Raw genomic sequence first — 13339 nt, forward strand, 5'->3', positions numbered from 1 at the left:
TTACGCGGATCGAAACCCCGTCCATCCTTTACAAACCCAGCACGTAGCGCACCAGCCGTTTCCGCTCCGCCGCAGGCAGGGTCATGAAGCGCTCCTTCGCTCCCTCCGCCTCGCCGCCATGCCACAGGATGGCTTCGGTCACGCTGCGCGCGCGCCCGTCATGCAGCAGCGAAAGCCGGCCGTCCTTGGCCGCGAGCCGGTTCAGCCCCCACAGCGGCGTGGTGCGCCAGTCGCTTCCGCGCGCCTCGCCCATCGGCAATGCGTCGCCCAGGGCGGGACCGAGGTCATGCAGCAGCATGTCGCTGTGCGGGAAGATGTCGCGGCTGGACAGGGCAGGGTGCGCCGGATCCCCCACCGTGCGCCAGGACGGGCGGTGGCAGGCGGCGCAGCCGGTGTCGGCGAACAGCTTGGTGCCGGCCTTGTCCTTCGACGCCTCCAAGCTGCCGTCGGGCGGCAGGTCGCGCAGATAGCCGTCGATCAGGCCGATCACCGTGCTCGGGATCTCCAGACCCTCGAATTGCTTGGAGTCGCCGTGGGGGGCGTTGCGGCAGGCGGTCTGCGCCGCGGTGCAGTCGGCCCAGGGTTCAGGAAAGGCCGGGGTCGACATGCCGATGTCGAGGCTGAAGGCTTCCGCATCCTGGTGGTCGAGCGTGGGGTGCATCGCCTTCCAGCCGAAACGGCCGACCTGACGCTTGCCGTCCACCGTCACATGGTTGACCCGCCCTGCCACCGGACCGCCGGACGCCGCCTGCCTTGCCGCCTCCGCCTCGATCGCCTCGGCCGGGATGCGGTCGAGCAGGCCCATGCCATGGACGCGGGGCGGTACGCGGGCGGACATCACCGTCGCCTCGGCCAGCGGACCATAGCCCAGATCCTCGACGACCGGCGTGGGATGGCGCAGCCGGACGGTTTCGCCGTCGGGGAAGCGCACCACCTCCTCGCGGTAGGTGACGCGGGGACGTCCTTCGATCACCTGTCCGAGGATGGCGTTGGCCTGGATCTGCCGGCCATAGACCGGGTCGTCGTTCAGCTTGATCGCATAGCCGACGCCCTGGTCCGCCTCCACCGCCGGGTCGGGCGGACGGCCGCCGCCGCCGCGCGGATGGCAGGTGGCGCAGGACCGCGCGTTGTAGAGCGGACCGAGACCATCCGCCGCCTGGGTCGCGGTGGGCGCCGCCACCCACATGCGGCGGAACAGCGCCTCGCCGATGCGGTTGTCGAGGCTGTCGGCTGCGTGCGTGGCCGGGGCGAGGAAAAGGAGAAGGGTGGCAGCAACTGCGACGCGGAGCGACATACCCTCGCCCCTCCGGGGAGAGGGGGGGGACCCGCGCCGCAGGCGTGGGGAGGGTGAGGGGGCCGGCGCGCCATCGCGCGCCGCCAAGGGGCATTCTGCCCCTTGGCAATCCCCTGGCGCGGGCTGGCGCCCGCGCTGCCCCCTCACCCTGCCCCTCTCCCCAGGGGGGAGAGGGGATTTCGGGCGGATGATTGGATGCTCAAGCAACGCGGATGTATCCCATCATGCCGGTGTCCTGGTGTTCGATGATGTGGCAGTGGAACATCCAGTCGCCAGGATTGTCGGCCTTGATGGCGACGCGCAGGCGTTCCTTCGGTTCCAGCAGGACGGTGTCGGCATGGTGGGGCACCACCTCGCGGCCGTCGGATGACAGCACCTTGAAGGTGTAGCCGTGGATGTGGATCGGGTGCAGGTGCGGCGTCAGGTTGGCCAACTCGAAGATGTAGCTCCGGCCCTTCTCCAGCGTGACCAGCGGCGGGGGCAGATGCTCGTGCCCGCCCTCCGGCCAGCTTTGCTGGTTGATCGCCCAGAAGGTCTTCTCCGACAGGCAGAGCGAATCGGCATAGGGCAGGCCGGACAGGATCGCCGGGTCGAAGCTCTGTGCAACCGCGGTGGCGGAGAAGGCCATCGGGATGATCGGCGCGTCCTTCAGGTCCGGTTCGGGAATGGCGGAGGCGGGCAGGGCGCGCGGCTTGAAGCGCTTGTTGGGCAGCGCAGGACCGACGGCGCGGAAAGTGGCGAGCGGCCGGGGCTCGGCCGAATAGACGTTGGTCAGCCGCAGGGTCTGGCCGGCCTTGGCAGGAGCGCGGAACAGCACGTCGATGCGCATCGCCGGTCCCATCGGCCAGCCGTCGAGCGGGCGGGGCGGCAGCGGATTGCCGTCCACCGCGATGATCCAGGCCTCCGCCCCCTCCACCCGCAGATCGACCACGCGGGTGCTGTCGATGTTGTAGAGCCGGGCGCGGATGTCGCCGTTGGCGGGAACCTCGATCACCGGATCGATGGCGCCGTTGACGGTCGACACGCTGCCGAATGTGCCCGCGCGCGCGGCGCCGCGGTCGGTGATGAAGGCGCCGAAGCTGCCGGTCTTGTCCAACTGCCAATCCTTGACCAGACAGACGATGTCGGCGTCGACCTTCGGCGCGTCCGGCTCCTCCACGATCAGCACGCCGGCAAGACCGCGGCCCAGCAACTCCACCGTGTTGCAGTGGGGATGGAAGAAGAAGGACCCGGCGTCGGGCGGGGTGAATTCATAGACGTGGCGCTCGCCGGGCCTGGTCGGCGGCTGGGTCAGGTAGGGCACGCCGTCTTCAAGGTTCGGCAGGCGGATGCCGTGCCAATGGATCGAGGTGTGCTCGTCCAGTTCGTTGACGAGCGTGGCGCGCAGCCGCTGGCCCTTGCGCATGCGGATGATCGGACCGGGAAAGCGGTCGGCGTAGGTGATCAGCGGCGACGGTTCGGCGGGCTCCGGCAGGATGCGCTGAAGGCGCTGCTTCGCGACCAGCTCGACCTCGACCAGATCGCCGGCGGCGGTGATCGGCGCCGGCCCGGTCAGGCCGGGCTTCAGGGCGCCGGCAGTTGGCGCGGTGGCTCCCGTTCCGCCCAGCGCGACCGCCGCGACGGCGGCGCCCCCGGCGCGCAGCAGGGCACGGCGGGACAGGGCGGCGGCGAGGCGGTGCGGCATGACGGCGGTCCGGAAACGACAGGCAGGAAAAGACCGGCTCCGGCCCCGCCCCTTCCGCGCCGGATCGGTCCGGAAGGGAAGGTGGGGGAACGGTCATGCGCGGATGAGGCGCGGGACCGGAGCCGGATGCAGGCTTACTTGCCGACCTTCGACGGATCGTCGAGGCTGTCGGAGCCCTGGACGCTGATGGAGACGCCCAGGGTGCTGACGGCGCCTTCCAGCGCCTTCTTCTGGTCGACAAGACGGTCGACGGCGGAGGCCACCAGCTTGTTGCCGTCCTCGTTGTCGGCGGCGATCATCTGGTCGTAGGCCATCTTGCCGCTGTCGGCGGTGTCCTTGATCGCCTGCATCGCCTTCATGGTCTCGGCCATGGCGGTCTTCACCGCGGCGTCGGCGTCGGCGGACTTGGCGGCGACCAGCTGCGACAGCGAGGCACCCGACACGGTCTTGCCGTCGATGCGCTTGTAGCTGCCGTTGTAGACGTTCACCATGCCGACTTCGTCGTAATAGTGCGAGTTGTGGGTGTTGTCGGAGAAGCAATCATGCTCCTCCTCCGGGTCGTGCAGCATCAGGCCGAGCTTCATGCGCTCGCCCGCCAGTTCGCCGTAGCTCAGCGAACCCAGCCCGGTCAGCATGCGGGCGATGCCTTCGCCTTCCGGAGCCTTGGCGATGGAGGCGCGGGCCTTGCCCTTCGGCGCCCAGTCGGCGGTCATCTCGGCGAGGTCGTCGACCAGCATCTGGGTGGCGACGGCCAGATACTGGGCGCGGCGGTCGCAATGGCCGTTGGTGCAGTCCTTGCCCTTGGCGTAGTCGGTCGCCTTGCGTGCGCCCGCACCCGGGCCGGTGCCGTTCAGGTCCTGGCCCCACAGCAGGAATTCGACGGCGTGATAGCCGGTGGCGACGTTCGCCTCGACCTTCCCTGCTTCGTGCAGCTTTTCGCCAAGCAGGCCCTTGTTGATCTTCGCCGCGTTGATCGTCTTGCCACCGGCCGTGATCTTCGCGTTGGCGATGACATTGGCCTTGGCGTAGGGGTTGCTCTCGCCGCCGGCATAGCCGTCGTCGACATAGTCGATCAGGCCCTCGTCCAGCGGCCAGGCATTCACCTTGCCTTCCCATTCGTCGACGATCGGGTTGCCGAAGCGGAAGGCTTCCGTCTGCATGTAGGGGACGCGGGCGGCCTTCCAGGCCTCGCGCGCCTTCACCAGGGTCTCCTCCGTCGGGTTGGCGACCAGGGCATCCACCGCCTTCTTCAGCGCCTTGGCGCTGTTGGTGGCGTCCTCGTAGGCGGCATGGGCGATGTCGGCGTAGTTCTTCGCCACGTCCTTGTAGGCCGGTGCCGCCGCCTGGGCGGCGAACGGCATCAGGGCAACGACGGCTACGGCGGCAAGGCCGGCAGCGCGCTTCGACATGGAGGTCTCCTCGAACGTCGGTGGTCTGAAATGACGGAAAGTGCGACTGATTCTCAGCGAATAACGTCGCGAATCATTCTCACTGTCAAGCCCTATCCGCGTTGGGGATACTCGGAAAAGCGGCTGCGGCCGATGGCTGCGTCGATATTACCCGGTGGGAAGGGAAGGGCGGCCGTTCCTCACCCCTGGCGGAGTGCCCAATTGAGCGCCTGGCCCAGATCTTCGAACAGATCGTCGGGCGACTCAAGGCCGACCGACAGGCGCAGCAGGTCGCCGGGAACCGGGGAGGTCGGGCCTTCGATGCTGGCGCGGTGTTCGATCAGGCTTTCCACCCCGCCCAGCGAGGTGGCGCGGCGCCAGACGCCGACATGGGCGGCGGTGTCGATGGCGGCCTGGGTGCCGCCCTTCACCCGGATCGACAGCATGCCGCCGAAGCCGCCGGTCATCTGGCGGGAGGCGATGCCATGGCCCCGGAAGCCGGGCAGGCCGGGATAGAGCACCTCCGACACCTGCGGATGGGCGGACAGCCGCTCCGCCAGGGTCATGGCGGCGGCGCACTGCCAGCGGACGCGGGCGAACAGGGTGCGCAGCCCGCGCTGGAGAAGCCAGGCCTCGAAGCTGCCGAGGATGCCGCCCTGCTGGGTCTGCACCGCCTTGATGCGGCCCCAGAACTCGTCCTTGCGGGCGGCGGTCAGGGTGCCGGCGACGACGTCCGAATGGCCGTTCAGGTATTTGGTCGCCGAATGCATGACGATGTCGGCGCCCAGTTCCAGCGGACGGGTCAGCACCGGCGTCGCCACCGTGCTGTCCACGGCGAGCCAGGCCCCGGCGTCATGCGCGAGTTCCGCCACCGCGGCGATGTCGGTGACGGTCCACAGCGGGTTGGCCGGCGTCTCCAGCCAGACCAGCCGCGTCTGGCCGGGGCGGAGCGCGGCTCGGACCGCGTCGGTGTTGCTGGTGTCGACCCCTTCCACCCGCAGGCCCCAGCGGGTCGCCGGACCATGCACCCAGTTGCGGAAGGCCCAGTACATCACGTCGGGAACGACCACATGGTCGCCGGGATCGAGCGCCTGGAACACAGCCGTCGCCGCCGCCATGCCGGAGGCGAACAGCAGCGTGTCCGCGCCCTTTTCCAGTTCGGTGATGGTGCGGGCCGGCGTGTCGAAGGTCGGGTTGTCGGCGCGGGCGTAGACCCGGCCGCGGCCATAGCCATTGTCGGGATCGCGGATGTAGGTGGTGGAGGGGTGGATCGGCGGAATGACCGCGCCGCTGGCGGCGTCCTCAAACCCCAGGGCGCCGGCGGCGATGGTTTCGGGACGGTGGGGACGGTCGGTCATTGCCGGGGCACTCCGGATCGGGGCGTAAGGGGGGACGAAGGATACGCTTCGAACCAGAGCCGGCGCAACGTCCCGTCCGGAAGTCCGACTTTCGCCGAAGGCTCAGGCGTAACGGGCGATCAGGCGGGCCAAAGGCGGTCCGGACAGCACCACCACGAACAGCCGCAAGGTCTGCAGCGCCAAAACCAGCGGCAGGTCCACCCCGGTGCCGAGCGCGATCACCACGACGGAATCGAGCCCGCCTGGGCTGGTGGCGAGAAAGGCGGTCAGCGGGTCGGTGGGCAGCAGCGTGACCAGCATCCAGGCCGACAGGCTGCACAGCGCGATCATCAGCGCGGTCGACAGCAGCATCTGCGGCACCGCACGGAACGCGTGGCCCAGCACTTCGCGGGTGAAGCGCAGGCCGATGCTCCAGCCGATCACTGCGTATGTGACGGTCAGCAGCGTGTGCGGCAGTTGAAGCGATATCCCGGCGCCGGTCTGGACCAGCGCCCCCAGCACCATCGGGACCAGAAGGGCGCCGGACGGGATGCGGAACCGGTGCCCGATCCAGCCGCCGACCAGGGCGACCAGCAGGGTCGCCGCCAACCCCGCCGGGTCCAGCGCCTCGACCGGGGCGGCGGCCGGCGTCGCGCCTTGCGAGCCGGCGGTCAACGCATGGGTGACCAGGGAGGCGCTGAGCACCACCAGAACCACGCGCAGATACTGCATCACCGCGACCAGCCGGGCGTCCGCGCCATGCTGTCCCGCCATCGCGACCATGGCCGCGGCGGCTCCCGGCGACACGCCCCAGGCTGCGGTGGTTCCGGGCAGGCTGCCGTAGCGGACGAAGAGCCAGCCGACGATGCCGCTGACCGCCACCGTCAGCCCGACCGTTCCCAGCATCAGCGGCCAGTTGCGGGCGATGGACAGCAGGATCGACACAGTGACGGCATGGGCGACGAGACAGCCGATGATCGCCTGGGCCACGGTGAAGCCGGACGGCGGCACCCGGATGGAAGCGCCGCCGACGCCGAACGCGATCGCTCCGACCATCGGCCCGATCAGCCAGGCGGCCGGCAGCCCGATCCCGTCCAGCCCCAGCGTGATCGCCCCCGACAGCGCGAGCAGGCCCGCCCATTGCGCCAGCTTGCCAGCCCAGCCCTTCGGCCACCCGGCTTCCGCCCGATCCCCCGCACCCGCCACGGATTCATACCTATACGAATAGTTTGCGACCGGAGCATGCTGCCTGCCGCAGGACCTTTCCGTCCAGCGGCAGGGCGGGCGCGGCAGCCATGCAGCCGGGGCCGGTGGGGCCGGTGCGGCCGGGGTGAGGAGCCCGGACGGGGTCAGCTGGCGGAGCGGATGCGGCTGAGGAAATCGCCGACACCCCGGTTCAGATCGTCCGCCTGACGGTGCAGCAGGCCGGCCGCCGACAGCACCTCCTGCGCGATGCCGCCGGTTTCCGCCGAGGATTGCGTCACCTGCCCGATGGACCCTGTGACGCGGCGGGCGCCGATGGCCACCTCCTGCACGTTGCGGGTGATCTCCTGGGTGGCGGCGGTCTGTTCCTCCACCGTCGCGGCGACGGTCGTGACGATTTCGTTGATCTGGGTGATGGTGCGGCCCACCGCATGGATTGCTTCGGCGGCGTTGCCGGCAGCAGCCTGCATGCCGGCGATCTGGGTGGAGATGTCCTCCGTCGCCTTGGCGGTCTGATTGGCCAGATGCTTCACCTCGTTGGCGACGACGGCGAAGCCCTTGCCGGCCTCCCCCGCACGGGCGGCCTCGATGGTGGCGTTCAGGGCCAGCAGATTGGTCTGGCTGGCGATGCTGTTGATCAGGTTGACCACGTCGCCGATGCGCCGCGCCGCTTCGACCAGGCCGCTGACGGTCCCCTTCGTGCGTTCCGCCTCGTCGACGGCGGAGGACGAGATGCGGGACGATTCGTTGACGTGGCGGCTGATGTCGGAGATGGAGGCGGAGAGTTGCTCCGTCGCGGCGGCGACCGTCTGCATGCTGGAGGAGGCGATCTCCGTCTCCGACGCGACATCGGTGGAGCGGCGGCTGGTGGCGGTCGCGATCTCCGACATGCGGCGGGCATGCGCCTGCATCTGGTCGGACGCGGAGACCGTGCCCTCCACGATGCTCTTCACGCTGCCCTCGAAATCGCCGGCCAGCCGGTCGAGCGTGGCGCGCTTGCTGTCCTCTTCGGCGGCCTTGTAGGTCTCCAGCAGCAGTTCCATGTCGAACCAGGCGATCTTGGTCAGCGCCTCCAACTGGGCGGCACGGGTGCGGCGGGCACCGGCACCGAACAGGCCGGCCATCACGCCGTCGTCGCCGCCACCGGTCAGGCCCAGTTCGCGGGCGATGTTCGTGCTGACGATGTAATGGCAGATCGACACCGCATAAGCGGGAACGCCGTTGCTGTAGAACAGCGAGGCCAGCCGCCGGGCGGACTCGCCGAAGCCCTCGTCGAGCCGTCCGGAAGCGGCGCGGGACCAATGGTCGACACGGGCGGCATGCACTTCCGGCTGCTTAAGCGCGGACTGGATCTCCGGCCATGCGTCGAAATAGCGGTGCCACTGTTCGAGGAGTCCGGGAAGCCTGCGCTCGGCGAAATCCCGGTTGGCCCGAAGAATGGCAAGATCATCCTCGGTGATGGCGAAGGCGGCAAGGCGCTTTGCATGCCCGTTGGACAGCGCGACACTCATGATCGGACGACCCTCTATTCCGAAACCCTTGGTGCGGCTGCCGCTGCCGCCGGCCACTGGCCCGCTGCCCGGATGGATTGTTGCGGCCAACAATCTCTGAATACCGCAGTATGGCGTGTGATAACTAAGCACGAACATGGCGCATGAATGAAGTGTAATCTTTTAGATAAATATTTCGTCAGCAGGAAATTGAAAATCTAAAACGTTTGACCCTGCACATTTTACTTACTGATCCAAACGGCCTGCCGGTCGTTCGTCAGAGACATACTTAACAAAAGTGAAACAGGGCCGTCCAATACCCACAGGAGGAAAGAGGAAATGGTGTGGGTTTCTTGCATTTTCACGGAGTAGCCGTGCCTTTGCCGTAAGGCTTCGATAGCCGTCGAAGCGGAGGTCGCTTTCCAGGAACGATCGGCGCCGGGACTGGTTGAGCGGTCAGTCATCGCCTGCAAGGAGGATGCAATGGCCGACGAGACCACCCGCCGCACCGGCGGCGACACCAGCCAGCCGCATGGCGAGCAGGGGCCGCCCACCGACCGCAACAGCGACAAGCCCAAGGGCGGCAGCCACAGCAAATACAACGTCCAACAGGATGCCGAAGGCGCCCACAACCCCACCAATCCGGTGAAGATGCGCCCGGAAACCAAGTCCGGCAAACCCGGCTGATCCGGGGGCCGCTTTCGCCCGGCCCTCCCCTTTCCGGTTGAAAAGGGGAGGGCATGGCCCGCAGCTCAATGTCGTGCCAGTATTTTTTATTGAACGACCAATCAAAATAAAACGCGTGGTCATGTGCGGCGAAATGGGTAACGACGTCATCAAAATGCAGATTCCGTGAACGCGGCTATCGACCGCGCCCCTCGTCTCGGGGCAATCTACGGCCCGATTGCCATCATCCCGTTCTGTTGCGTTCCGGAAGTCTTGCCATGTCCATGAACCTGCCCACGCCCACCGGCCCGTCTTCGACGGGAACGGCAGAGGTGCGCCTGACGGTTCGCGGCCTGCGCAAGGTCTTCGCCGACGATCCGCGCCCGGCGCTGGAGATGCTGCGCCGTGGCGCGACGAAGGCGGAGGTGTTGCGGACCTTGAACGTCAATGTCGGCGTGGCGGAGGCCAGCTTCGACATTCGCGCCGGCGAGATCTTCGTCATCATGGGCCTGTCCGGGTCGGGCAAATCGACCATCGTCCGCCTGCTGAACCGGCTGATCGAACCGTCGGAGGGGGAGATCCGGCTGGACGGCCGCGACCTGACCCGGTTGTCGCACGGCGGTCTGGTCGAGGTGCTGCGGCGGGACATGAGCATGGTCTTCCAATCCTTCGCCCTGCTGCCCAACCGCACCGCCCTGGAGAATGCCGCCTTCGGGCTGGAGGTCGCCAGGGTTCCGCGCGGACAGCGGCGCAAGGCGGCCATGGCGGCGCTGGAACGGGTGGGGCTGGGCGCCTATGCCGACCGCTATCCGCATGAGTTGTCGGGCGGCATGCAGCAGCGGGTCGGGCTTGCCCGCGCGCTTGCCAAGAATCCGACGATCATGCTGATGGACGAGGCGTTTTCGGCGCTCGACCCGCTGATCCGCACCGACATGCAGGACGAGCTTCTTCGTCTCCAGCGCGAGGACGCCCGCACCATCGTCTTCATCTCCCACGATGCGGAGGAGGCGATGCGGATCGCCGACCGTATCGCGGTGATGGAGGACGGACGGATCGCCCAGATCGGCACGCCCGCAGAGATCCTGCGCGCGCCGGCCGATGATTATGTCCGCGCCTTCTTCCGCGGCGTCGATTCCTCCCGCGTTCTGCGCGCCCGCGATCTCGCCCGCCCACCGACGCCGGGAGACGCCGCGGGAGAGGGGGAGGGGGCGCGTTTCCGCTACCGCACCGATGCCGCCGGCCATTTCCGCGGCGTGCTGGCCGGCGACGGCACATCGGCGTTGTTCGGGCTGGAACCGGTGGCGGCGGATACGCCGCTGCACTCGCTGCTGGGCCGTGCCGCCGCGGCGCCCTGCCCGCTGCCGGTGGTGGAGGCCGACGGACGCTTTGTCGGCGTGATCTCCCGCGCGGCACTGCTGGCGGCGCTGGACCGGGGCGAGGGCGCAGGCCGCGAGGTGCGCCATGGCTGAGGCGGCGTTCATCGACGTGGAGTGGTTGAGCGAGACCATCGGCGGCGGTATCGCCCGCGGTTCCGAATGGCTGGTGGAGTCGATCCTCGACCATGGCCAGCCGGCGCTGAACGCCATCGCCGGGGTGGTCGACGGGCTGGGCGGCGTGCTGGACGAACTGCTGCTTGGCGTGCCGCCCTGGCTGCTGGCGCTGGTGCTGGCCGCGATCGCCCTGTGGCGGGTCGGGCGCGGCTTCGCCCTGTTTACGCTGCTGGCGTTCGGCGGCATTTTCGTGATGGGCCTGTGGGAGCCGACGGTCTCGACCCTCGGCCTCGTGCTCGCCTCCACCGCGCTCAGCCTGATCGGCGGGGTGCCGCTCGGCATCTGGATGGCGCGCAGCAAGGTCGCCGACGGGGTGGGCAAGACCCTGCTCGACCTGATGCAGACCATGCCGGCCTTCGTCTATCTGATTCCGGCGGTGATGTTCTTCGGGCTGGGACGGGTGCCGGGGATCATCGCCACGGTGGTGTTCGCCATGCCGCCGGCGGTGCGGCTGACCGCGCTCGGCATCCGGCAGGTGCCGGAGGAGCTGGTGGAGGCCGGCCGCGCCTTCGGCTGCCGCAGCCACCAGCTTCTATTCAAGGTGCAGTTGCCCAACGCCCTGCCGTCGATCATGGCCGGGGTGAACCAGACCATGATGATGGCGCTCTCGATGATCGTGGTTGCCTCGATGATCGGTGCCGGCGGTCTCGGCAACGTGGTGCTGCAGGGCATCCAGCGCCTCGACATCGGGCTCGGCGTGCAGAGCGGGCTCAGCGTGGTGCTGCTCGCCGTCGTGCTCGACCGCATCACCCAGAGTTTCGGCCGGCCCGCCGCCTCCAGGTCTAGGAATCGGCGCTGGTGGCGGCGGTGATCTCAGGCGTTCAGTTCGGAATCGAGGTAGCCCAGCGCCACGGCGCGCGCGGCGCTGCCGTCCATGGCTCCGGTCAGGGCGAAGCGCAGCCACAGACCGTCGATCATCGCCGCCAGCCCGACCGCCACCCGCTCCGCCCGCTCGGCCGGAAGCAGGGGGCGCAGGGCGTGCAGCAGGTTGGAATGCAGGCGGCGGGCGTTGATCCGTTGCAGTCGTGCCAGCGCCGGGTTGTGCGGCGCCTGCGCCCAGAAGCCGAGCCATGCGGCGACCACCCGCGGCTCGAACTGGTCGGGGGCGAAGTTGCAGTCGACGATCGCCTCCAACCTCGCACGCGGAGAATCGGCGGTCGCCAGCCGCTGGGTCGCATCGTCGCGCAGCTGTTGCAGCATGCTGCGCATGGTGGCGGCCAGCAGCTCGTCCTTGCCGCCGAAATAGTGATGGATGATGCCGGGCGACACGCCGGCCCCGCGGCTGATCGTCTGGACCGTGGTGTCGACCAGTCCATGCTCGCCCATCGAGGTGATGGTCGCGTCGATCAACTGACGGCGGCGGATCGGTTCCATTCCGACTTTGGGCATGGGGCGAGCGGTCTCCTGTCCATCTCCGCCACGGCCGGCCGCAACCGGGACCTTGGCTTGCATCGCAACAAATGCGCCATTTTCGCCGCTTCGTCGATGACGAAAACGGCAGAGCTGTGCAGAGGACTTGGGCGTCGGGAGATCGGCAAAAGCCCCTCTCCCCTTGCGGGAGAGGGGTTTGGGGTGAGGGGTGCGGTCCAGTTTGAAAAGCTGGGAAGCAAATTCCCGGCCGGCATTCGCCGGCGCCACCCTCACCCCAACCCCTCTCCCATCGAGGGAGAGGGGCCTCGATCCGCGGACTGAAAAACAGACCAGATGAACCGGAACCACAGGAAAGAGGAGTTGAGGATATGAGCGGATGGATGGCTGTGGCCAAGGGGATCGCGGGCGTCGGTGTCGCTGCGGTGATGGCGCTGGGTGCCGGCGGGGCGCTGGCCGCCGATCCGGCGTCCTGCAAGGCGGTGCGCTTCGGCGACGTCGGCTGGACCGACATCGCGGCGACGACAGCGCTCGCCTCCGTCACGTTGGACGCGCTGGGCTACAAGCCGACCACCACCATGTCGTCGGTGCCGCTGGTCTATACCGGGCTGAAAACCAAGTCGCTCGACGTCTTCCTCGGCAACTGGATGCCGACGATGGAGCCGTTCCTGAAGCCGGTGCTGGAGGACGGCTCCGTCGAGGTGACGCGCGTCAACCTGGAAGGCGCCAAATACACGCTCGCCGTCCCGAAATATGCCGCCGAGGCCGGGCTGAAGACCTTCGCCGACATCGCCAAGTTCAAGGACAAGCTGGGCGGCAAGATCTACGGCATCGAGGCCGGCAACGACGGCAACCTGATCATCGACAAGATGCTGAAGGCCGACGCCTTCGGCCTGAAGGACTTCAAGCTGGTGGAATCCAGCGAGGCCGGCATGCTGGCTGAGGTGAAGCGGGCCTCCCGCGGCAAGGGCTGGGTCGTGTTCCTGGGCTGGGAGCCGCATCCCATGAACAAGAGCTTCGAGCTGACCTATCTGGAGGGCGGTGACGACTGGTTCGGCCCCAATCTGGGCGGCGCCACCGTCGCCACCAACGTCCGCAAGGGCTACGCCGCCGAGTGCCCGAATGTCGGCAAGCTGCTGTCCAACCTGTCCTTCACCCTGGACATGGAAAACGCGGTGATGGACGAGATCATGAACGGCAACAAGAAGCCGGATGCCGCCGCCAAGGCCTGGCTGAAGAAGAACCCCGACGTGCTGAAGGGCTGGCTGAACGGCGTCACCACCATCGACGGCAAGGACGGTCTGGCGGCCGTGCAGGCCAAGCTGGGCGTGGCCGCGAAGTCGTGACCCGACGGAGGGC

General features: G+C 68.2%; 11 protein-coding genes. 4 read left to right on the forward strand and 7 right to left on the reverse strand.

All coding sequences use genetic code 11. The features are described from left to right. Window positions 1–28: 28 nt before the first annotated feature. From ACWPKK_RS23165 to ACWPKK_RS23190, 6 genes are all read right to left on the reverse strand, one after another. Window positions 29–1294 (reverse strand): di-heme oxidoredictase family protein, encoded by a 1266-nt coding sequence (locus ACWPKK_RS23165; RefSeq protein ID WP_452008944.1) that lies wholly within the window; start codon window positions 1292–1294, stop codon window positions 29–31. Window positions 1295–1493: 199 nt separating this feature from the next. Beyond that, a complete protein-coding gene (locus tag ACWPKK_RS23170; protein WP_452008946.1) occupies window positions 1494–2978 on the reverse strand; it encodes a multicopper oxidase family protein in 1485 nt (494 codons plus the stop codon). A 134-nt stretch (window positions 2979–3112) separates the two neighbouring features. Continuing rightward, window positions 3113–4387 carry an imelysin family protein gene (locus tag ACWPKK_RS23175; protein WP_452008949.1) on the reverse strand — a complete coding sequence of 425 codons (1275 nt, stop codon included), beginning with the start codon at window positions 4385–4387 and terminating at the stop codon, window positions 3113–3115. Between the two features lie 179 nt (window positions 4388–4566). Then, window positions 4567–5724 carry a trans-sulfuration enzyme family protein gene (locus ACWPKK_RS23180; protein WP_452008951.1) on the reverse strand — a complete coding sequence of 386 codons (1158 nt, stop codon included), beginning with the start codon at window positions 5722–5724 and terminating at the stop codon, window positions 4567–4569. A gap of 102 nt (window positions 5725–5826) precedes the next feature. Further along, on the reverse strand, window positions 5827–6909 hold the full coding sequence (locus ACWPKK_RS23185; protein ID WP_452008954.1) for an AbrB family transcriptional regulator: 1083 nt from the start codon (window positions 6907–6909) through the stop codon (window positions 5827–5829). 143 nt (window positions 6910–7052) lie between these two features. Beyond that, complete coding sequence (locus tag ACWPKK_RS23190; RefSeq protein ID WP_452008957.1) at window positions 7053–8417, reverse strand: methyl-accepting chemotaxis protein; 1365 nt, start codon at window positions 8415–8417, stop codon at window positions 7053–7055. Between the two features lie 462 nt (window positions 8418–8879). Here ACWPKK_RS23190 and ACWPKK_RS23195 point away from each other — a divergent pair, with 462 nt between their 5' ends. The 3 genes from ACWPKK_RS23195 (at window position 8880) to ACWPKK_RS23205 (ending at window position 11423) form a co-directional block, all read left to right on the forward strand. Next, entirely contained in the window at window positions 8880–9083 is a 204-nt protein-coding gene (locus ACWPKK_RS23195) for a hypothetical protein (protein WP_149225871.1), read from the forward strand. 263 nt (window positions 9084–9346) lie between these two features. Next, window positions 9347–10531 (forward strand): quaternary amine ABC transporter ATP-binding protein, encoded by a 1185-nt coding sequence (locus ACWPKK_RS23200; protein ID WP_452009640.1) that lies wholly within the window; start codon window positions 9347–9349, stop codon window positions 10529–10531. Continuing rightward, the gene (locus tag ACWPKK_RS23205) at window positions 10524–11423 is read left to right on the forward strand and encodes an ABC transporter permease (protein ID WP_452008959.1); all 900 of its coding nucleotides are present in this window, start codon (window positions 10524–10526) and stop codon (window positions 11421–11423) included. Before ACWPKK_RS23200 ends, ACWPKK_RS23205 begins: the two co-directional genes overlap by 8 nt. A 2-nt stretch (window positions 11424–11425) precedes the next feature. Here the strand turns inward: ACWPKK_RS23205 and betI are convergent, their stop codons facing one another. Beyond that, window positions 11426–12001: a transcriptional regulator BetI gene (gene betI / locus ACWPKK_RS23210; RefSeq protein ID WP_324864928.1), complete on the reverse strand. Its 576-nt coding sequence runs from the start codon at window positions 11999–12001 to the stop codon at window positions 11426–11428. A 350-nt stretch (window positions 12002–12351) separates the two neighbouring features. Between betI and ACWPKK_RS23215 the strand changes: the two genes are divergently transcribed. Then, the gene (locus ACWPKK_RS23215; RefSeq protein ID WP_452008962.1) at window positions 12352–13326 is read left to right on the forward strand and encodes a choline ABC transporter substrate-binding protein; all 975 of its coding nucleotides are present in this window, start codon (window positions 12352–12354) and stop codon (window positions 13324–13326) included. The last annotated feature ends 13 nt before the right edge of the window (window positions 13327–13339 follow it).

It is taken from the genome of Azospirillum largimobile, assembly GCF_977007025.2.